We start from the raw sequence: 19,247 nt of genomic DNA, 5'->3' as shown, positions 1-19,247 counted from the left end.
CGCGGTGATCGGCAATGCCGCAACGGCAAGGCTTGTGCCGGTGACGTGCCGGGGCGGGCGATGGAACGCTGTTTTCGTGGCCGTTGCCGGCGATCGTTGGGGCGTAGTGTCGGCATTCCTTTCCTGATGCTGGCAACAGCAGAGCCGGTCACCATGTCCGATTCCCTCGTTACCTCCCGTATCGTGCTGGCCTCGCGTCCACAGGGCGCACCAAGCGCAGCCAACTTCCGTCTGGAGCAGGCTGCACTGCCGGAGCTTGCAATCGGCGACGTGCTGCTGCGCAACCGCTATCTGTCGTTGGACCCGTACATGCGTGGTCGCATGGACGAGGGCCCTTCGTATGCCGCGCCGGTGGCCATCGATGCGGTGATGGAAGGCCAGACCGTGGCCGAGGTGCTGCAGTCGAAGGCTGATGGCGTGTCGGTGGGCGACCTGGTACTGGCGCCAGGCGGATGGCAGACCCATGCGGTACTGCCGGGCAAGGCGCTGGGGCGTCGCCTCGATCCGGCCGGGCTGCCTCTGAGCACGGCACTGGGCGTGTATGGCATGCCCGGATTCACTGCGTATTCCAGCCTGCATGAGATCGCCCGCCTGAAGCCGGGCGAGACATTGGTGGTCGCCGCCGCGACCGGTCCGGTGGGCGCAACTGTTGCGCAGCTGGCGAAGCTGCAGGGGGCGCGCGTGGTCGCCATCGCCGGTGGCGAAGCCAAGCGTGCCTACCTGCAGACGCTGGGCGTGGACGTGGCGCTGGATCATCGTGCGGCCGACTTTGCCGAACAGCTGCGCACGGCGGTGCCCGCGGGTATCGACGTGTATTTCGAGAACGTGGGCGGGCATGTGCTGGATGCAGTGCTGCCGCTGCTCAACGACTTCGCCCGCATTCCGGTGTGCGGCACCATCGCCACCTACAACGCGCGCGGCGTCGAGCAGCCCGGCCCAGACCGCCTGCCCGCGCTGTTCAGCCAGATCCTGCGCCAGCGCCTGACCGTGCGCGGTTTCATCGTGCACGACTTCAACCACCTGTGGCCGGACTTCGAACGTGAGATGCCGCAATGGCTGCGCGAAGGTCGCATCCAGTACCGCGAGGATGTGGTGGAGGGGCTGGTGAATGCGCCGGAGGCGTTCTTTGGGCTGTTGCAGGGGCGCAACTTCGGCAAGTTGGTGGTGAAGCTGGATTGAGCCTTCGCCGGGCATGGCCCGGCGCTACCGCAGGGCGTGCCGACCAGGGCGGGCACCCACTTCAGGCAGTCGAGGCCTTTTCCCGGCGCAGCAGTTCGCGCTTGCGCGCCACGCCCCAGGCGTAGCCGGACAGGTCGCCATCGCGGCGTACGACGCGGTGGCAGGGGACGGCCACCGCCAATGGATTGCTGGCGCAGGCGCGAGCCACCGCACGGCTTGATCGCGGAGCGCCGATGCGCGCGGCGACATCCGCATACGACGCGGTCTGCCCGCGCGGAATCTGCTGCAGTGCCTGCCACACCCGTTGCTGGAACGCGGTGCCGCGGATATCCAGCGGCAGCGTGGCGCCTCGCGAAGGATCCTCGACCAGGCCTACCACCTGTGCCACCAGTTGCTCATAGCCCTGGTCGGCACCGACCAGTTCGGCCTGGCGGAAGCGTTGCTGCAGTGACTGCAGCAGCGTCTCCGGATCGTCGCCGAGCAGGATCGCGACCACGCCTGTGGCACTGCTGGCCACCAGCACGCTGCCCAGTGAACTTTCGGCAAGCGCGAAGTGGATGACTTCGCCGCGACCACCTGCGCGCCATTGCTTCGGGGTCATGCCCAGCAATTTCGGTGCGTTCTCGTAGAAGCGCCCGCTGGAACCGAAGCCGGCATCGTGGAAGGCATCGGTGATGCGTTCCTGCTGTTGCAGCCCGGTGCGCAGGCGGTCGGCGCGCAGCGCGGCAGCGTACTGCTTCGGGGTCAGCCCGGTTGCCTGCTTGAACAGGCGATGCAGGCGGGTCGGGCTGCAGCCGGCGATGTCGGCCAGTTCCTGCAGCGAGGGTTCGTCGAGGCTCGCCTGAAGGTGGCGGCAGACCCGTTCGACGCGGGCATCGGTCGTGGGGGAGGCGGTGCTGTCCATGGGCGGATTCTGGCACGTGCCGGTTCTGCGGAAACTCCGTTTCCTGCACCGACGGGCCAGGCCCGGAAACGGAGTGTTGGCAGGGGAGAGGCGCGGCATCGTGGTGGCTACTTCACAACCGATACCACGACCATGCGCCTGAACAACAAGATCGCCCTCATCACCGGTGCCAGCGCCGGCATCGGCCGCGCCAGCGCGCTGCGTTTCGCTGCCGAAGGGGCAAAGCTGGTGCTCAACGCACGGCGGCCGGAGCCACTGCAGGCGCTGGCCGAGCAGATTCGTGCCGCCGGCGGCGAGGTGGTGGTGCATGCCGCCGATGTGGCTGATCCGGGCACGGCACAGGCGCTGGTCGATCTGGCCCAGCAGTCATTCGGCGGCCTGGACATGGCCCTCAACAATGCCGGCATGCTCGGCCCGGGCGTGCCGGCGGCGGAGTTCCCGGTGGACGCCTGGCGCGAGGTGATGGCGACCAATCTGGATGCGGCCTTCCATGCCGCACGTGCGCAGTTGCCGGCACTGCTGGCGCGCGGCGGCGGCTCGCTGGTGTTCGTCGGCACTTTCGTCGGCCACACGGTGGGCTTCCCCGGCATGGCGGCCTATGCGTCGAGCAAGGCCGGGCTGATCGGCCTGAGCCAGGTGATCGCCGCCGAGTACGGCGCGCGCGGCGTACGCAGCAACGTACTGTTGCCCGGTGGCACCGATACCGAGATGGGCCGGCAGGCCGCACCCACCGGCGATGCCCGCGACTTCGTGCGCTCGCTGCATGCATTGAAGCGCATGGCCGAGCCGGAGGAGATCGCCAACGCGGCGCTGTTCCTGGCCAGCGATGAAAGCAGTTTCGTTACCGGTACCGCGATGCGCGTGGAGGGTGGGGTGTCGATCACACGGACCTGAACGGGGTCACGAGCGTGGTGCGTAGCGGATACCGCTGCTGGCCATGAAGCCTTTCGGATCGAAACGGGCCCAGGCTTCGCCCCAGTTGAAGTGGGCGTGGCCGCCGCTTAGCTTGCAACCCAGCGCCGCACCCAACGTGCGGCGCATGAAGGCGGCTCAGAGTGCGGTTGGTGTGATCTGGTACGTCCCATCACGGGTGAAGCCGAGCCGCAGCTTGAGACGGTCTCCAGCAACAACGTCGAAAGCCGCTTCGCGCATATGCGCGGTACGGCTCACGATGCCGCACACACCGGTGCCCGCCGGGCCGGCACCAAGGATGTGCTTGCCCGAAGGGATGTACACCGTCATGGTCTGCCCATTGTCTACGTGAGCTGCCACTTCGCCGTCGACGTAGAAGGCGACAGGACACTTTGATCCGGCCAATCCAACATCCCGGGTCACGATGACCGTTCCGGTGTCAGTAGCGGGCTGGGCGTAGGCGAAGATCTGACTGGCCGGGACGGGCTTTGCCATCTCTGTCGCGATGGGGCGGGTGGCCGAACAACCAGCGAGCAAAGCGACGACGGCGGCAGCTGCAGAAAATCCCTTCATGAGTGCTCCTAAGGTGGCGATGAGACGCCATGGTGGCATTTCACGGCATTATCACGAGCCTGGCGCCAAACAAAAAGCCCCGAGGAGATCCTCGGGGCTTTTTGATTTGCTTATGAAGTGGTGGAGCCAAGGAGGATCGAACTCCTGACCTCGTCATTGCGAACGACGCGCTCTCCCAGCTGAGCTATGGCCCCACGGCAGGCTTTCAGTGTAGCGCTGCCTGCCGGGCTTGCCAAGCGCCGGGCCGGGACGGCGGCAGGCGTGGATCTGCCGCCGCCCCCAGCCGGTTCAGGCCAGGGCCCGGCGCAGCAGATCGCCCGCGCGCTGTACCGCTACGCCGGTGGAATCAGCCACTCCCTGCAGATGGATGCAGGCATGGATCATCCCCGGCAGCCGCTCCAGCGTGCAGTGGATACCCGCAGCCTGCAGGCGGTGCGCGTACTGCTCGGCCTCGTCGCGCAGCGGATCGTGCTCGCAGCTGAGCACGGAGGCTGGCGCCAGCCCCTGCAGGTCGGTTGCGTGGGCGGGCGAGGCCAGTGCCAGCGGCGGGTGCAGGTCACCAAGATAGGCCTGCCAGCAGCGCCGCATCAGTTCGGCGCTGAGGTAGTAGCCACTGGCGTACTCGCGATAGGAGTCGCTGCTCATGCCGACGTCCAGTGCCGGGTACAGCAGCAACTGGTGGCGTGGCTGCGGAAGGCCGAGATCGCGCAGCAGCAGGCAGCAGGCGGCGGCCAGATTGCCCCCGGCGCTGTCGCCACCGATCGCCAGCCGCTGTGGGTCCAGGCCGAGGCGCCTGGCGTTGTCCTGCAACCAGTGCCAGGCGTCGGCGACGTCATGCAGTGGAACCGGGAACCGGTGTTCCGGCGCCAGCCGGTAGCCCACGGCGACAATCACGCTGCCGCTGGCACTGGCCAGGGCGCGGCAGGGACCGTCGTAGACCGCCAGCGAACACTGGAACCAGCCGCCGCCATGGGCGAACAACAAAGCCGGTGCCGGTCCATCGGGCAGCCCTTCCGGTGTGTAAAGGCGGACGTCCAACGCGTGGCCGTCGCGTGCGATCACCGCATGTTCGATCACATGCGTAACCGGCAGCGGCGCGCCCTGCAGCTGGGGCAGCGCGCTCTCGCTGATCGCCCGCAGCTCGCGCAGGTCCTCCGGCAGCGGATGGGCCGCGACGGCGTCGACGAACTGCTGCAGCGCCGGTTCAAGCTGCATGGTGTGCCTCCTGCAGGAACGGCAGCAGCTGTGCAAGAAATGCCTGCGGCGCTTCTTCCATGATGAAGTGGCCGCAGCCCGGCACGATGCTGCCGCGCACGTCATCGGCATGCGGTTGCAGGGTCAGCATCGGCGCATCGCCGGTGGCGTGTTCGGCGCCGATCGCCAGCACCGGCATCGGCAGGCGACGCTGCGCGCGCAGCTTGTTCTGGCGGATCGTTTCCGGAATCGCGCGGTACCAGGCGAAGCCGGCGCGCAGCGCCCCGGGGCGACTATAGGCAGCAATGTAGGTGTCGGCAGCCACGGCATCGCGGCGATACGACCAGCGATCGAACATGAATTCCAGGTAGGCGCGCTCGCGCCCGCTGATCAGTGCTTCGGGCAGGTCGGCCACCTGGTTGAACATGAAGTGCCAGAGGAAGATGTTGTCGGCCGGTGCTGCGAAGATGCCCGGTTCCGGCGCAAGGCCTGGAATCACCGCTTCGGTGACCACCAGCTGGCGCACCGCCTGCGGCTGGTCGCTGGCCAGCGCATAGGCGATCCACATGCCGATGTCATGCCCGACCACCTGGTAGCGGTCGTGGCCCAGTGCCTGCATGGTCTGGTGCAGGACGGCGGCGGCACTGCCGGTGTCGTAGCCGTGGGCGGGGCGGTCGGATTCGCCGATGCCCGGCGGATCGACCGCGATGGCTTCGAAACCGGCCTCGGCCAGCGCGTGCAGCACGTGGCGCCAGGCGTACCAGGTCTGCGGCCAGCCGGGAATCAGCAGCACCGGCTCACCGTGGCCGGCGGATACGCAATGCACGCGCTGACCATCGATGCGCAGGTAGTGGTGGCGCAGCGAAGCGTCGCCGGCAGCACCAGCGGAAAGGGAAGTGGTCATGAGGGGAGTGCTCCGTTGGGGGCTCAGGCAATGCCGAGCATCTGCTGCATCTGCGCGGTGCTGATCGGTGCACCGGCGAAGTCGTCGAAAATCTTGTCGGTGACCGGAATGATGTGGTCGCGGATGAATACAGCGCCCTCGCGCGCGCCAGCTTCCTGGTCCTTCAGGCAGCACTCCCATTCCAGCGTTGCCCAGCCCGCGTAGTCGTACTGGGCCAGCTTGGAGAAGATCGACTTGAAGTCGACCTGGCCATCGCCCAGCGAGCGGAAGCGGCCCGCACGTTCAGTCCAGTCGGCATAGCCGCCATAGATGCCCTGGCGCCCGCTCGGACGGAATTCGGCGTCCTTGACATGGAACATGCGGATCAGCGGGTGGTAGATGTCCAGGTACTCCAGGTAGTCCAGCTGCTGCAGCACGAAGTGGCTGGGATCGAACAGGATGCGGCAGCGCTGGTGTTGGCCGACGCGCTCGAAGAAGCGTTCGAAGCTGGTGCCGTCATGCAGGTCTTCGCTGGGATGGATCTCGTAGCAGAGGTTGATGCCGTTGTCCTCGCAGGTGTCAAGGATCGGCCGCCAGCGTCGTGCCAGTTCATCGAACGCGGCGTCGATCAGGCCCGGTGGGCGCTGCGGGAACGGGAACAGGTAGGGCCAGGCGAACGAGCCGGAGAAAGTGCCCATGTCCTGCAGGCCGAGACGGCGTGACGCGCGGGCGGCCAGGTGCAGCTGCTGCTGCGCCCATTCGCTGCGGGCCTTCGGATTGCCGCGCAGTGCTTCGGGTGCGAAACCATCGCAGAGTTCGTCGTAGGCCGGATGCACGGCGACCAGCTGGCCGAGGATGTGGGTGGTCAGCTCACTGACCTGCAGGCCGTGCTCGGCCAGGGTGCCGCGGAGGTCGTCGCAGTAGTCCTGGCTGTCGGCAGCGGTGGCCAGGTCGAACAGGCGTGCATCCCAGGCCGGGATCTGCAGGGCCTTGAAGCCGTGGCCGGCGGCCCACGCGGCAATGCCGGCAAGTGAGTTGAATGGGGCCTGGTCGCCGGCGAACTGCGCCAGGTGCAGGCTGGGGCCCTTGAGGGTCTGCATGTGTTGCTCCAATTGTTTGTCGATCGACAAAGAATAGGCGCGGCCCTCGCGGTGGTCAACACCCGCGTTACACTGCGCGCCTCACTGGAGCAGGCAGGCAGATGGCAGGGCGACCGCGCGAATTCGACAGGGACCAGGCGTTGCGCAAGGCGATGCTGCTGTTCTGGCAGCACGGCTATGAAGGCACGTCGATGTCGGCACTGGTCGAAGCACTGGGCATTGCCTCTGCACGCATCTACGCCGCGTTCGGCAGCAAGGAGCAGTTGTTCCGCGAAGCCGTTGCGCTGTACGAGGAAGGCGAGGGCGGCTTCGCGCCGCGCGCGCTGGAGCAGACCACGCTGCGTGAGGCGATCGGCTCCATGCTGCGCGAAGCGGTGCTGACCTACACCCGGCGCGGGCGGCCGCATGGTTGCCTGGTGGTGTCCTCGGCCAGCAGCGTCTCGCCCGATGGCGAGGGCGTGCGGGACTGGTTGGCCAGCCATCGTCGCCAGCGTACGGCGGCGATCATCGCGCGCCTGCAGCAGGCGCAGTCCGAAGGGGAGCTGGTCGGCGATGTGGCGGTGCAGGCACTGGGCGATCACTTCGCCACGGTGCTGCACGGCATTTCGGTGCAGGCGCGTGACGGCATCAGCCGCGAGCGGCTGCTGGCGATGGTCGATGTGGCGTTGGGCCCGCTGCCCTGAGTCAAGCCTTCAGGGCGTGCGGAATGCCCGGTGACTGTGCCGAAACCGCTTGTTTCGCCGGGTTTGGGTGCCGCGCAACGAAATCGTAACAATTTGGGGGATAATGGCCGCTTGCGCAGTTTTCCTCCTTTTTGCCGCCCGGCTCGCGCAGGCCGCACGGACGCCTCCTCAGAGCATTGCATGCCCTCCCATACCGATTCCCGCCGCCTGTCGGGTCTGTCGTCTTCCCTTGTTTCCTTCCGCCGCCACCCGCTGGCACTGGCCTGTGCCGGCCTGGCCCTGGTTGGCAGCTTCGGTGCCGCCGCGCAGGACAGCGCGCCGACCCCGACCGGGCTGGACACGATCACCGTGACCGCCGAACACCGCGAGCAGAACCTGCAGGAAGTGCCGGTCTCGGTCGGCGTGGTGCAGGGCGAGCGCATGCGCGACTTCACCGCAGGCGGCGACGACACCCTGCTGGCGCTGTCCGGCCGCGTGCCGAGCCTGTATGCGGAAACCACCACCGGCCGCATCTTCCCGCGCTTCTACATCCGCGGCCTGGGCAACATCGACTTCTACCTGGGTGCCTCGCAGCCGGTGTCGATCATCCAGGACGACGTGGTGCTGGAGCACGTGGTGCTGAAGTCCAACCCGGTCTATGACGTCGACCAGGTGGAAGTGCTGCGCGGCCCGCAGGGTTCGCTGTTCGGCCGCAACACCACCGCCGGCATCGTCAAGTTCGACACCCTGAAGCCGACCCAGGACTACACCGGCCGCGTCAGCGCCAGCTATGCGACCTACAACAGCGTGTCGATCGACGGCGGCTTCGGCGGCCCGATCAACGACATCGCCTCGTTCCGCGTGTCGGCCCTGTATCAGCACCGCGACGACTATGTCGACAACACCTACAAGGGCCCGAGTGCCGATGGCACGGTCAGCCCGAAGAAGAACGCCATGGGCGGCTTCGATGACCGCAACGTGCGCGCGCAGCTGCTGCTGACCCCGAGCGACCAGTTCTCGATCCTGGCCTCGGCCCACGCCCGCGATTATGAAGGCACCTCGACCCTGTTCCTGCGCGGCGCGCTGACCAAGGGCTCGAACAAGACCGACGTGCCGCGCGACAAGGTCGCCTACGACGAAGCCGACAACAACCCGCAGGCGTACAAGACCTACGGCGGCTCGGTGAAGGCACGCTACGACTTCGGTGCGATCGACTTCACCTCGATCACCGCCTACGAGACCACCTCCGGCTACAGCCGTGGCGACACCGACGGCGGTGCTGCGGTGAACTTCCCGGTGAACGGCGTGCCGAACGGATATGGCCAGTCGATGGGCCGCATCCGTGATCTGGACCAGTGGACCCAGGAATTCCGCCTGGCCAGCCATGATGACAGCGCCCTGCAGTGGCAGGCTGGTGCGTTCTACTTCAACGGCAGCGACACCACCGACTTCTACCAGCGCGCGTGGTTCCTGCAGGGCGCGGCACGCAACCCGAACAACTGGGTGCGCCTGCGCAACAAGAACACTTCGTGGGCCGGTTTCGGCCAGATCAGCTACGCATTCACCGACAAGTTCACCGTCACCGCTGGGCTGCGTCAGACCAAGGACGAGAAGCACACGCGTCTGCTGAAGACCGCTGATACCGCTGCCGGCGTGGTCACCTACAAGGGCCGCACCGACGTCAGGATGTCCGATACCACGCCGAGCTGGGATCTGAGCGCGATGTATCAGTTCACCCCGAACGTGAGCGTCTACGCGAAGGTCGCGCGCGGCTTCCGCGGCCCGACCATCCAGGGCCGTTCGGCGGTGTTCAATGCCGATTTCACCACCGCCGATTCCGAGACGATCCTGTCCTGGGAAGCGGGCGTGAAGAGCAGCCTGTGGGACAACCGCCTGCGCCTGAACGCCACCGCGTTCACCTACACCGTCAACGACATCCAGCTCAACGGCAACGATTCGGACGGCAACGGCGTGCTGTTCAACGCCGACAAGGCCAAGGCCTACGGTTTCGAAGCGGACATGGAACTGCGTCCGATCCCGAACCTGACCCTGAGCGCTGGCCTGAGCCTGCTGCACAGCGAGATCAAGGACAAGCGCGTGTACGCGCAGGTCTGCGGCCTCAACGGCCAGGTGGTCTGCACGGTGAATGATCCGACCATCAAGGTCGGCGCCAACACCTTCGCGCAGATCGACGGCAACCCGCTGCCGAATGCGCCGAAGTACAACGTGAACCTGGCCGCCCGTTACGACTTCCCGGTCAGCGACGCTGGCACCATGTTCGTCTCCACCGACTGGAACAAGCAGGGCTATACCAGCTTCGTGCTGTACGACAGCAAGGAGTTCAACTCCAAGGGTGACTTCGAGGGTGGCCTGAAGATCGGCTACTCGGGCAACTACGGTGCCTACGAAGTGGCGCTGTTCGCGCGCAACATCACCAACGAGAAGAACCTGAAGGGCGTGATCGAGAACTACATGGCCGCGGTCTACAACGAACCGCGCACCGTGGGTGTCTCGCTGAACATGAACTGGTAAGGCGCTGGCGCGGTGACGGGTTCTCCCGTCATCGCACCGCTGGAATGCAAAGGGCGGCCCGGAGTTCCGGGCCGCCCTTTTCGTTGTTTCAGACTGCGGTAAGGTCGCTGTCCTGGCTGCGCTGGCCGAAGGTCAGGGCCCAGGTGGCGCTGTCCACCTGCTGGCGATCCTGCGCCTGCTGCTTGCGCGCGCGGCTGGCGCCGAACCAGCGGCCTTCGCCGTTGATCAGCGGCGCCATGCGCACCACATCCACGTACTCCGTGTCGATCTCGCTGGCGCGCTGCAGCCAGGTCAGGGCAAGGAAGGCGTTGGCCGGCACGCCGTTGCCGAAGTGGTACACGTCGGCCAGGTAGCCGGCCGCCCACAGCTTGTCATCGTCCTCACCGCGCCACCACAGCGGAATCAAGGCGCGTTCGACCGCTTCGCGCTTGTGCGCGTCGTTCTGGCCATCGAAGGCCAGGCAGGCCAGGTTGCGGCAGGCCGGGCCCCACACGCGTTCACCGGCGTCGGCTTCGCGCAGGCAGCGCAGGTACAGTTCGCGCGCACGCGCTTCGTTGTCAGCGCCACCGGCGGCAACCAGGCGCACGCCAAGGTTGTAGGTGGCGATCAGGTCGCCGCCTTCGACGGCACGCTCCTGCCAGTACAGGGCTTTCTGGGCATCAACGAAGTCCGGCTGGTCGCGGCCGCCCAGCCGGCCCTTGTACAGGTCGCACAGCGCGGCCATCGCACCGGCGTCTCCGTCGTCGGCCATGCGCTGCAACAACGACAGTCCCGCGTCCTGCGAGACATCGCAGAACAGGTTGGACGCAAAGGTGACCGTGGAGGTCTTCTGTTGCGCCGCCAGTTCCAGGGCGCGCTGCAGCAGGGGCCGGGCACGTGCCGGATCGGCTGCCTGGCCCAGCATCCCATGCTCGATGGCGGTGGCCGCCCAGAGCAGGCCGAGCGCCGAATCGCCTTCGCGCGCGGCGTAATCCACGACCTGCGCGAACAGCGCTTCGGCGCCGTCAACATGGGCGAACCAGGTGCAGGCCTCCAGACTGCTGAAACCACCGTGCAGGACCATGTCACGATCCAGTGCCCACGCGTGCTGCAGGTCCTCAAGCGCGGCCTGCATGCATCCGGTGTCCCATTGCACCTGGTCTTCGATCTCCTCGATGCGCCCGAGATGGAAGCGGAGTGCGGCACGCTGGGTCAGGACTTCAGCACGCACGTAGCCCTCCAGGTGCCAGTCCAGGATCTGTTCATACGCGCGTTCGTGCACGGCCACCGCTTCGGCATCGCCGCGACGCGGCAGCTCGCCCATCCAGTCCTGTTCCTTGCACCAGCGCAACGCATTGCGCTGTGCCAGCTCCAGGCCGCGGCACCAGCTGCCTTCGATGAAATCCTCCATCGCCTCGTGGCTGCCGCCCCAACGCGGGTACAGGTAGTAGAGGGTGTCTTCCAGCGTGCCCAGGTCGTCCGGACGCTGTTCCAGCACCAGGCGCATCCAGTACGCGAGGGGGGCATCGAAATCGTCCTCGCTGCGATCGCGCAACAGCGGCGGCAGGCATTCCGGCAGGTGCTGCAGGGGCGAACCGAAGCGCGACAGCAACTGCAACGCCTGCGGCCACGCCTGCGGATAGTGCTCGGCCAGGGCGGCTTCATCGGACTCCGGCGGTTGCCCCGCCTGGAGCGCGCGCAGCCAGTTTGGTTCGCGCAGGTAGCTGGTGATGCGCTTGATGCCATCCAGCGCCAGCGCCGGGCGCTGCGACAGCGCAATTGCCTGCAGATAGGCATGCACGGCGTGGTCGCGCGCCTGCTGTGCGGCCAGCCACTGGCTGTCTTCCACCAGTGCGGCCACGTCGGCGCTGCGCAGGGCCCCAGCGGCCGATTCCCAGCGGGCACCCAGGCGCAGGTGTGCGTAGTAGCTGTGCGGAGCGGCGGCAACCCACCGTTGCGCCTGCTGCAGGCGTTCATCCAGGGGCAGCGCCGCGTCCTGCAGGTTGCGCAGGCGCCAGCGGATGCCGGGCAGCGGCCGGGCGCCGTTCAGCCAGGCCTGTTCGTGTGGGGCAAGCAGCGCCTCAAGTGCTGCATGGTCGTGTTCCTGCAGTGCGCTGCGCGCCTGCGCGCGCCAGGCCAGGTCGTCCATGGAAAGGCCGTCTTTCGCAAGTCCGTTTGTCATCTGATGCAATCCAACAGTAGCGGGGACGCTATTGGACAGGTCCACGCGCACGCCGGCAAGCGTGGCAGATGCTCATGTTTGCGGTACCGGCGCCGGGTGGCCCGGCGCCGGTTGATCTCAGTGCGCGGGCAACAGTGCCTGCAGCCGCGACTCCAGTTCCTGCTGGCGCCAGCCGGCCAGTGCGGCCGGCCACTGGCGACGTTCCAGATAGCTTTCCAGATGCTTGCGCGAGGCGAGGATGCCATCCGGCAGCCCCAGCTCACGGCTGCGCTCGGCCACCGCATCCTGCAGCTTCTTCAGGGCCTGCTTGTTGCTGTCGTTGGCCGGCAGTGCCAGCGGCGCGTCGGCTTCATCGGCCAGCGGCGTCTCCAGTGCCTGCCACACGGCGCCGGCCAGCTTGCGCGGTGCCTTCGGGAACTGCTCGAACAGCTTGCCCAGCGCCGCCGCGTCGGCCGGAGGCGTGCGCGCGAGGGTGGCGGCCAGCTCGTTGTCCAGGATCCAGCTACGCGGGCGGTCGCTGCTGCGTGCCTGCACATCGCGCCAGCGCAGCAGGCGCAGCAGGCGGCGCTGTGCAGCGGCATCAAGGAACTGTGCCGAGCGCATCGCCAGGTGCGGCCAGCGGTCTTCATCATTGGTGACGCTGGCCAGCAGCCGCTCACCATCGTCGTGCAGCCACTGCTGGCGGCCCAGCGCCTGCAGCCTGGCATCGATGGCGTCGTGCAGTGCGAACAGATGCTCGACGTCGTCGGCGGCGTACTGCAGCTGCGACTCGGACAGCGGGCGGCGCATCCAGTCCGAACGGGTCTCGCCCTTGGCCAGCGCCACCCCGGTGATCTCCGCCACCAGCTTCTGGTAGCCCATGCCGCCGCCGATGCCGGCCAGCGATGCCCCGATCTGGGTGTCGAACAGCGGCCGCGGCAATACGCCGCAGGCCCACTTGAAGGCAACCAGGTCTTCGCTGGCGCTGTGCATTACCTTGGTGATCGATTCATCGGCCAGCCAGGGCGCAAGCGCTTCGGTCATGCCGGGAATCAGCGGGTCGATCAGCAGGATGTCCTGCCCAACGGCCATCTGCACCAGCGCCAGCTGCGGCCAGAACGTGCGTTCACGGATGAATTCGGTGTCCAGGCCGATGCGGGTCGGTCGCTGCTGGAAGTACGCATCCAGCTCGGCGGGGGTGGTGATCCAGGTTGCCACGGGTCAGGGCCTACTACTCGGGTTTGCTCAGGCAGGGGAGAATAGCCTAACGTCGGTCCGCGTCCGTGCCGAAGGAGGCTCTGCTTGCGTTTTCCGTTGTCGCCCGTGCTGTGCACCGCCCTGGCCGTGGCCCTGGCCGGCTGCACGCCGTCGCCGTCCGCGCCGGCGGACAGGGCCGCCAGCGGAGAGGCGCCCGCGGCCGAGGGGGCCGACACCGGCACCGATGCCAGTCCGCAGGCCCGGCAGGGCAGCGTGACCATCGCCGGTGAAGATGCCGCCGAGGACGTACAGCAGTGGACGCCGCCACGGGTGGACCGCCAGGGCCGCAGCCTGGTCCAGTTGCGGCGTGCTGCCGAGCAGGCGTTCGCCGAAGGGCGGCTTTATGAAGATGCGGATGCTGCCATTCCGTTGTGGCTGGCGGTGCAGGAAGAAAACCCGGATGACCGCCAGGCCCGGCTGGGCCTGCAGCGTGCCCGTCAGCGATTGCAGCAGTTGGCCGATGCCCTGCTGGTGCGGCCGCTGAAGCAGCGCGAGGCACTGGCCGAGGCCAGCCGCCAGGCACTGGTGTTGCTGACGCTGGCGCCGAAGGATGAGAAGGTGCGTGCGCTGCAGGCGCGGGTGGAGCTGGCGCAACGCGTGGTGGCCTACAACCGCGCCGGCGAGGAGGACCTGCGCTCGGACCGTATCGGCGAGGATGGCGACGGTGCCATTGGCAATTTCCGTGAGGCACTGGCCCTGGATGAAGACAACAGCCGCGCACGGCAGGGCCTGGCCGCAGCCGAGAGCGGGTTGATCCGCCGTGCCGAAGATGCCGCGCGGGCGCGCGATTTCGCCAGCGCGGGTACCTGGCTGGCCGAAGCCAGCAAAGTGCGCGATTCGTCGCCGACGATTGCCGACGCATTCGAGCGCATCGAGCAGATCCGCGCCGCCACGCTGCTGCAACTGCGTGATGACGGCCTGCGTGACCTTGCCACGCCACAAGGGCTGAAGCCGGCGCGCGAGAAACTGGCCGAGGCACTTCGCATCGCTCTGCCGGGTGATGCAGTGGTAGGCCAGCTGCGCGAGCGCATCGACCTGGCCACCCATTACGGCAGCTTCCAGCCAGGACAGGTGTTCAGTGATGCGATGCGCGATGGTGGGCGCGGACCGCAGATGGTGGTGGTGCCCCACGGTGGCTTCCAGATGGGCGCGGGCGATGCCGAACCGGGCTCGAGTGATGCCGAGCGTCCGTCGCACTACGTGCGCTTCGATCGCGGCTTTGCCATGGCGATCACCGAGATCACCGTCAGCGACTTCGAGCGCTACGTGAAGGCGTCTAATGCGCGTCCACGCGCGACCCGGCGTGGCCATTCGGTGGTCTACGACGAACGCAGCGGCAATTTCATCCGCCGCAGCGGCGTGGACTGGCGCTCGGACTACGACGGCGGCCGCGCGCTGGGCAACTCGCCGGTGATGCACGTCAGTGTGCGTGATGCCGAGAACTATGCGGCGTGGCTGTCCGAGCAGACCGGCCGCAGCTACCGGCTGCCCAGCGAAGCAGAGTTCGAGTACGCGCTGCGCGCTGGCAGCAGTGGCCGCTATCCGTGGGGCGATGCCGGCGTGCCGCCGCCGGGCAGCGGCAACTTCACCGGCAGCAAGGACGTTTCGCCTTCGGGCCGGCATTGGCACAACGCGTTTATCGGGTACGGCGATGGCTGGTGGGGGCCGGCGCCGGTGGCCAGCTTCCAGGCCAATGCCTTCGGCCTGCACGATATGGGCGGCAACCTCAGTGAATGGGTGGCCGACTGCTGGCATGCCAGCTACCGCCGCGCACCGTCCGATGGCGTCGCCTGGTTCAACCCGGGCTGTCGGTCGCGGGTGATCCGCGGTGGCAACTGGGCCAATGCCCCCGAGCAGACCCGTGCGGCCTGGCGGCAATCCCAGGATTCGGATACCACCAACGCCCGCATCGGCTTCCGCCTGGTGCGCGGCATCTGAGCGGCACCCGGCTTCACCCGCTGCGGGCAGTGGCGCACTAAGATTGCGCCGTGCCCGCCGGCCGGCGGGGCCAGCAGGAAGTCCCCCGATGCGCAACGATCCCTTCTCCCGCTCGTCGCAAGGCCCGCAGCGGCGTGGCCTGTTCGGCAACATCCGCTGGTGGGTGCTGCTGCTGGCCGCCGGCTATGCGCTGTTCTACTGGTTCTCCAACCGCACGGTCGATCCGTACACCGGCGAGAAGGTGATGATCGACAGCAGCCTGGACGCGCGCCAGGAAACCGCGCTGGGGCTGCAGGCCTACCAGCAGATCCTGTCGCAGGAACGGCCGATGGACCCCAATGCGCCTATCGCGCGCGATGTGCGCGACATCGCCCAGCGGCTGATCGCCAAGGTGGACGTGGTGGAGACCGCGTTGGCGCAGGAGCATGGCGTGCAGCCGGCGCATTTCGCGCGGGATTTCCAGTGGGAAGTGAACGTGATCCCGTCCGAGCAGGCCAATGCGTTCTGCCTGCCGGGCGGCAAGATGGCGGTCTACACCGGACTGGTGCCGGTAGCGCGCACCCGCGATGCGATGGCGGTGGTGATGGGCCATGAGATCGCCCATGCGCTGCTGCGCCATGGTGCACAGCGCATGGCCCAGCAGAAGCTGACCCAGATCGGGCAGGTGGCCGGCGCCGCCAGTGGCATGGATGCGCAGCAGCAACAGATGATGATGTCGGCGATGGGCTATGGGTATCTGCTGCCCTATGCGCGCAGCCACGAGACGCAGGCCGACGAAGTGGGCCTGATGCTGGCTGGGGCGGCGTGCTTCGATCCGCGCGAGGCGGTGCCGCTGTGGCAGCGCATGGGCCAGGCCAGCGGCGGCCAGTCGCCACCGGAGTTTTCCTCGACCCACCCGAACCCGGGCACCCGCATCCAGAATCTGCAGGCGCTGATGCCGAAGGCACTCGAGTACCGGCAGAAGTTCTGCGAGCAGGCAAAGTAGGAGGTTGGTCGGCAGGGCTTGCAGCCCTGCACCCGCTGCGAACCAAGGCAACAGCAACAGCCGAAGCAGAAGCGGGTTTCCTGTTGGTAGGCGGGGTGGGTCCGGTTGCGGGGGCCGCTGCAAGTACGTCCATGTAAGCTCGGTCGCCGCATCCATGCGGCTCACGCCCCCGCAACCGGACCCACCCCGCCTTCGACAGATTCTCGCGATCTGTCGGAATGGCGTGGGGTCAGATCCGTTTTCCTACGGGAAACGGATCTGACCCCGAATTGATTCGATATCTGACAGAGATTCATCCACGCGTGGCGTGGATCTACCGACCGTCATCGGGAAACTGTCGAGGGTGGGGCGGTGTGGCTGTGCAGGACCGTTGGCGCCATGGATGGCGCCATCGAGCCCCCAGGGATGGGTTTACGGCGTGTCCTGCACAGCCACACCGCCCCGCCAAACCATCAGCAATCCAGAGCCGCTTTGGCTGTTGCTTCGGCCGTTGCTTGAAGCCTCTGCGGGTGCAGGGCGCAGCCCTGCCGAACACCCCTTTACTTGACCTGCACGTCGATCACGCCGTCGCCGACGCGCGCCTGCAGCGCATCGCCAGCCTGCACCTGGTCGACCTTCCGTACCAGCGTGCCATCGTCACTGCGGGTCAGGATGCTGTAACCACGGGCCACGGTGGCCAGCGGGCTGACCGCCTCCAGCGAACGCGCCAGCCCGCGCAGGCGCAGCGCATCGCGTTCCAGCAGGCGCTGCATTGCAGCCTGCGGACGCCCACGCAGGGCGGCGAGGCGGCGCTGCATCGTGTCGAGCTGGCGCTGTGGATGGTGCCCGCGCAACACCGCCGCTGCATGACGCAGGCGCGCGGCACGACGCTCCTGCTGCTGGTTGAATGCAGCATGCAGGCGCCGGCCCAGTTCCAGCTGGCGGCGACGCAGCAGATCCAGTCGCGCCTGTGGGCTTTGCGCGTTCAGGCGCAGCAGGGCGCGATCGGCGCGCTGCATCGCCTGCTGCATCGAGTGCCGTTGCAGCTGCACCATGCGTGCGGCCGTGCGGCGCAGGCGCAGCGCCAGTTCGCGCTGGTCCGGGACCAGCAGTTCGGCGGCCACCGACGGTGTCGGCGCGCGCAGGTCGGCGGCGAAGTCGCTGAGGCTGAAGTCGGTTTCGTGGCCCACCGCCGACACAACTGGCGTGTGGCTGGCCGCAATCGCGCGGGCCAGCGCTTCATCGTTGAACGCCCACAGGTCTTCCAGCGAACCGCCACCGCGGGTCAGCAGGATCACGTCGTAGCGGCCACTGGCATCGGCGGCCTGCAGCAGGCGGGTGATCTGTGCAGCGGCGCTGCTGCCCTGGACCAGGGTCGGCAGCAGGTCCACTTCCAGCAGCGGGAAGCGGCGGCCGAGCACGCTCAGCACGTCGCGCACGGCGGCGCCGGTGGGCGAGGTGATCACCGCCAGGCGCTGCACGTGCGCCGGCAACGGCCGCTTGCGTGCCGGGTCGAACAGGCCCTCGGCCTCCAGGCGAGCCTTCAGCTCTTCGAAGGCGCGGCGCAGCGCGCCTTCGCCGGCTTCCTCCATGTGGTCCAGCACCATCTGGTACTCGCCACGGGCGTCGTACAGGGTCACCTTGCCGCGCACCAGCACGCGCATGCCTTCGCGCGGCACGAACTTCAGGTACTGCGCCTTCATCCGGAACATCGCCGCACGCAGCTGGGCGCGGGCATCCTTCAGGGTGAAGTAGAGGTGCCCGGAGGCGGGGCGTGCCACGCTGCCCAGCTCGGCCTCGACCCAGATCGCCGGAAAGCTGCCTTCCAGCAGGTCGCGGGCCAGGGTGTTGAGCTGGCTGGGGGTGAGGATGTCGTCGTTGCGTGGCTGCATGGGAACGGCGTGCGGCAGGTGGAACGGGTGCTCAGGATCGCACGTCAGCGCGGAGCGTGCTGGCCCAGTGCCCACTGCACGTGTTCGCGCACCAGGGGGGACGGATCGTCGGCACGGGTGTGCAGTGCGGCCAGCGTTTCGGCCGTGGTCGGCGCATTGCCCAGTGCCACGGCGATGTTGCGCAGCCAGCGCTCATGGCCGCTGCGGCGGATCGGGCTGCCTTCGGTGCGGCGCAGGAACTCGGCTTCGTCCCAGGCGAACAGCTGGTCCAGACGGGCAGTGTCGAGGTTGTTGCGTGCGCGGAAGTCGGCTTCGTCGGTGCGCTTGGCGAACTTGTTCCAGGGGCAGACCAGCTGGCAGTCGTCGCAGCCGTAAATGCGGTTGCCCATCAATGGCCGCATGTCTTCGGGAATGGCGCCATCGTGCTCGATGGTCAGGTAGGAAATGCAGCGCCGTGCGTCCAGTCGATGCGGGCCGGTGATCGCACGGGTGGGGCAGACATCGATGCAGCGCGTGCAGGTGCCGCAGTGCGCAGTGGCCGGTGTATCGATCGGCAGCGGGATATCGATGTAGATCTCGCCGATGAAGAACCACGAACCGCCGTGGCGGTCGATCAGGCAGGTGTGCTTGCCGATCCAGCCCAGGCCGGCGTTGCGCGCCAGTGCGCGTTCCAGCACGGGGGCGGAATCGACGAATACGCGGTAGCCCAGCGGTGCCACTTCATCGTTGATCTGCGTGGCCAGCTTCTGCAGGCGGTTGCGCATCAGCTTGTGGTAGTCGCGGCCCAAGGCGTAACGGGCCACGTAGGCGCGGCCCGGGTCGGCCAGGGTTGCCCAGGCTTCGGTGTCGTCCTTGTGGCTGTAGTCCATGCCCACCGAGATCACCCGTACGGTGCCGGGCAGCAGCTCGGCCGGGCGCGCGCGCAGGGTGCCGTGGCGCGCCATCCAGTCCATCGTGCCGTACAGGCCCTGGCCCAGCCAGTCGGCCAGATGTGCCTCATCCTCGCCCAGCTCGATGCCGGCGATGCCGCAGCGCTGGAAGCCATGCGCACGGGCCAGTTCGCGGATGCGCTGTACGGCCTGGGCCGGATCGACAGGGGCGGGGACGGGGGACATGT

16 protein-coding genes and 1 tRNA gene are annotated in these 19,247 nt (G+C 67.6%); 6 read left to right on the top strand and 11 right to left on the bottom strand.

What is annotated here, in order from left to right; all coding sequences use genetic code 11:
- Window positions 1–153: 153 nt before the first annotated feature.
- Window positions 154–1,179 carry an NADP-dependent oxidoreductase gene (locus EZ304_RS04740; RefSeq protein ID WP_142806431.1) on the top strand — a complete coding sequence of 342 codons (1,026 nt, stop codon included), beginning with the start codon at window positions 154–156 and terminating at the stop codon, window positions 1,177–1,179.
- A 61-nt stretch (window positions 1,180–1,240) separates the two neighbouring features.
- Here EZ304_RS04740 and EZ304_RS04735 read toward each other — a convergent pair whose 3' ends face one another.
- A complete protein-coding gene (locus tag EZ304_RS04735; RefSeq protein WP_005414045.1) occupies window positions 1,241–2,083 on the bottom strand; it encodes a bifunctional transcriptional activator/DNA repair enzyme AdaA in 843 nt (280 codons plus the stop codon).
- Window positions 2,084–2,215: 132 nt separating this feature from the next.
- Between EZ304_RS04735 and EZ304_RS04730 the strand changes: the two genes are divergently transcribed.
- Window positions 2,216–2,977, top strand: coding sequence for an SDR family oxidoreductase (locus EZ304_RS04730; protein WP_142806430.1), 762 nt, complete (start codon window positions 2,216–2,218; stop codon window positions 2,975–2,977).
- 6 nt (window positions 2,978–2,983) lie between these two features.
- On the opposite strand, the gene EZ304_RS20945 is transcribed toward EZ304_RS04730, so the two are convergent.
- From EZ304_RS20945 to EZ304_RS04710, 6 genes are all read right to left on the bottom strand, one after another.
- On the bottom strand, window positions 2,984–3,124 hold the full coding sequence (locus EZ304_RS20945; protein ID WP_185959264.1) for a hypothetical protein: 141 nt from the start codon (window positions 3,122–3,124) through the stop codon (window positions 2,984–2,986).
- Window positions 3,125–3,133: 9 nt separating this feature from the next.
- On the bottom strand, window positions 3,134–3,568 hold the full coding sequence (locus tag EZ304_RS20940) for a hypothetical protein (protein ID WP_185959263.1): 435 nt from the start codon (window positions 3,566–3,568) through the stop codon (window positions 3,134–3,136).
- A gap of 118 nt (window positions 3,569–3,686) precedes the next feature.
- Window positions 3,687–3,762: transfer RNA gene (locus tag EZ304_RS04725), tRNA-Ala, on the bottom strand.
- A gap of 94 nt (window positions 3,763–3,856) precedes the next feature.
- Window positions 3,857–4,783, bottom strand: a complete 927-nt coding sequence (locus EZ304_RS04720) for an alpha/beta hydrolase (RefSeq protein ID WP_142806429.1) — start codon at window positions 4,781–4,783, stop codon at window positions 3,857–3,859.
- Window positions 4,773–5,666 (bottom strand): alpha/beta fold hydrolase, encoded by an 894-nt coding sequence (locus tag EZ304_RS04715; RefSeq protein WP_142806428.1) that lies wholly within the window; start codon window positions 5,664–5,666, stop codon window positions 4,773–4,775. The genes EZ304_RS04720 and EZ304_RS04715 overlap by 11 nt, the downstream gene beginning before the upstream one ends.
- A 23-nt stretch (window positions 5,667–5,689) precedes the next feature.
- Window positions 5,690–6,745: a sugar phosphate isomerase/epimerase family protein gene (locus EZ304_RS04710; protein ID WP_142806427.1), complete on the bottom strand. Its 1,056-nt coding sequence runs from the start codon at window positions 6,743–6,745 to the stop codon at window positions 5,690–5,692.
- A 101-nt stretch (window positions 6,746–6,846) separates the two neighbouring features.
- On the opposite strand from EZ304_RS04710, the gene EZ304_RS04705 reads away from it, so the two are divergent.
- Window positions 6,847–7,428 (top strand): TetR/AcrR family transcriptional regulator, encoded by a 582-nt coding sequence (locus tag EZ304_RS04705; RefSeq protein WP_142806426.1) that lies wholly within the window; start codon window positions 6,847–6,849, stop codon window positions 7,426–7,428.
- A 180-nt stretch (window positions 7,429–7,608) separates the two neighbouring features.
- Window positions 7,609–9,939, top strand: a complete 2,331-nt coding sequence (locus tag EZ304_RS04700) for a TonB-dependent receptor (RefSeq protein WP_142806425.1) — start codon at window positions 7,609–7,611, stop codon at window positions 9,937–9,939.
- Between the two features lie 88 nt (window positions 9,940–10,027).
- Here the strand turns inward: EZ304_RS04700 and EZ304_RS04695 are convergent, their stop codons facing one another.
- Window positions 10,028–12,067, bottom strand: coding sequence for a DUF4034 domain-containing protein (locus tag EZ304_RS04695; protein WP_260678261.1), 2,040 nt, complete (start codon window positions 12,065–12,067; stop codon window positions 10,028–10,030).
- A 150-nt stretch (window positions 12,068–12,217) separates the two neighbouring features.
- On the bottom strand, window positions 12,218–13,297 hold the full coding sequence (rnd, locus tag EZ304_RS04690; protein WP_142806423.1) for a ribonuclease D: 1,080 nt from the start codon (window positions 13,295–13,297) through the stop codon (window positions 12,218–12,220).
- Between the two features lie 84 nt (window positions 13,298–13,381).
- On the opposite strand from rnd, the gene EZ304_RS04685 reads away from it, so the two are divergent.
- Together EZ304_RS04685 and EZ304_RS04680 are read left to right on the top strand one after the other, a co-directional pair.
- Window positions 13,382–15,274, top strand: a complete 1,893-nt coding sequence (locus tag EZ304_RS04685) for a formylglycine-generating enzyme family protein (protein WP_142806422.1) — start codon at window positions 13,382–13,384, stop codon at window positions 15,272–15,274.
- Between the two features lie 88 nt (window positions 15,275–15,362).
- Window positions 15,363–16,259: a M48 family metallopeptidase gene (locus EZ304_RS04680; RefSeq protein ID WP_142806421.1), complete on the top strand. Its 897-nt coding sequence runs from the start codon at window positions 15,363–15,365 to the stop codon at window positions 16,257–16,259.
- 539 nt (window positions 16,260–16,798) lie between these two features.
- Here EZ304_RS04680 and xseA read toward each other — a convergent pair.
- Complete coding sequence (xseA, locus tag EZ304_RS04675; protein ID WP_142806420.1) at window positions 16,799–18,130, bottom strand: exodeoxyribonuclease VII large subunit; 1,332 nt, start codon at window positions 18,128–18,130, stop codon at window positions 16,799–16,801.
- 44 nt (window positions 18,131–18,174) lie between these two features.
- Window positions 18,175–19,245, bottom strand: a complete 1,071-nt coding sequence (gene queG, locus EZ304_RS04670; protein WP_142806419.1) for a tRNA epoxyqueuosine(34) reductase QueG — start codon at window positions 19,243–19,245, stop codon at window positions 18,175–18,177.
- Between the last annotated feature and the right edge of the window lie 2 nt (window positions 19,246–19,247).

The sequence above is a fragment of the Stenotrophomonas maltophilia genome (assembly GCF_006974125.1).
GTDB classification, from domain to species: Bacteria; Pseudomonadota; Gammaproteobacteria; order Xanthomonadales; family Xanthomonadaceae; genus Stenotrophomonas; species Stenotrophomonas maltophilia_O.
This window is presented reverse-complemented; position numbering and strand designations above follow the sequence as displayed.

Coding starts and splice junctions, on each gene's coding strand:
- EZ304_RS04735 (WP_005414045.1), bottom strand. CDS start 2,083: ATGGACAGCACCGCCTCCCCCACGACCGATGCCCGCGTCGAACGGGTC.
- xseA (WP_142806420.1), bottom strand. CDS start 18,130: ATGCAGCCACGCAACGACGACATCCTCACCCCCAGCCAGCTCAACACC.
- queG (WP_142806419.1), bottom strand. CDS start 19,245: ATGTCCCCCGTCCCCGCCCCTGTCGATCCGGCCCAGGCCGTACAGCGC.
- EZ304_RS04710 (WP_142806427.1), bottom strand. CDS start 6,745: ATGCAGACCCTCAAGGGCCCCAGCCTGCACCTGGCGCAGTTCGCCGGC.
- EZ304_RS04740 (WP_142806431.1), top strand. CDS start 154: ATGTCCGATTCCCTCGTTACCTCCCGTATCGTGCTGGCCTCGCGTCCA.
- EZ304_RS04715 (WP_142806428.1), bottom strand. CDS start 5,666: ATGACCACTTCCCTTTCCGCTGGTGCTGCCGGCGACGCTTCGCTGCGC.
- EZ304_RS04700 (WP_142806425.1), top strand. CDS start 7,609: ATGCCCTCCCATACCGATTCCCGCCGCCTGTCGGGTCTGTCGTCTTCC.
- EZ304_RS04680 (WP_142806421.1), top strand. CDS start 15,363: ATGCGCAACGATCCCTTCTCCCGCTCGTCGCAAGGCCCGCAGCGGCGT.
- EZ304_RS20940 (WP_185959263.1), bottom strand. CDS start 3,568: ATGAAGGGATTTTCTGCAGCTGCCGCCGTCGTCGCTTTGCTCGCTGGT.
- EZ304_RS04730 (WP_142806430.1), top strand. CDS start 2,216: ATGCGCCTGAACAACAAGATCGCCCTCATCACCGGTGCCAGCGCCGGC.
- EZ304_RS04705 (WP_142806426.1), top strand. CDS start 6,847: ATGGCAGGGCGACCGCGCGAATTCGACAGGGACCAGGCGTTGCGCAAG.
- EZ304_RS20945 (WP_185959264.1), bottom strand. CDS start 3,124: ATGCGCCGCACGTTGGGTGCGGCGCTGGGTTGCAAGCTAAGCGGCGGC.
- EZ304_RS04695 (WP_260678261.1), bottom strand. CDS start 12,067: ATGGACGACCTGGCCTGGCGCGCGCAGGCGCGCAGCGCACTGCAGGAA.
- EZ304_RS04720 (WP_142806429.1), bottom strand. CDS start 4,783: ATGCAGCTTGAACCGGCGCTGCAGCAGTTCGTCGACGCCGTCGCGGCC.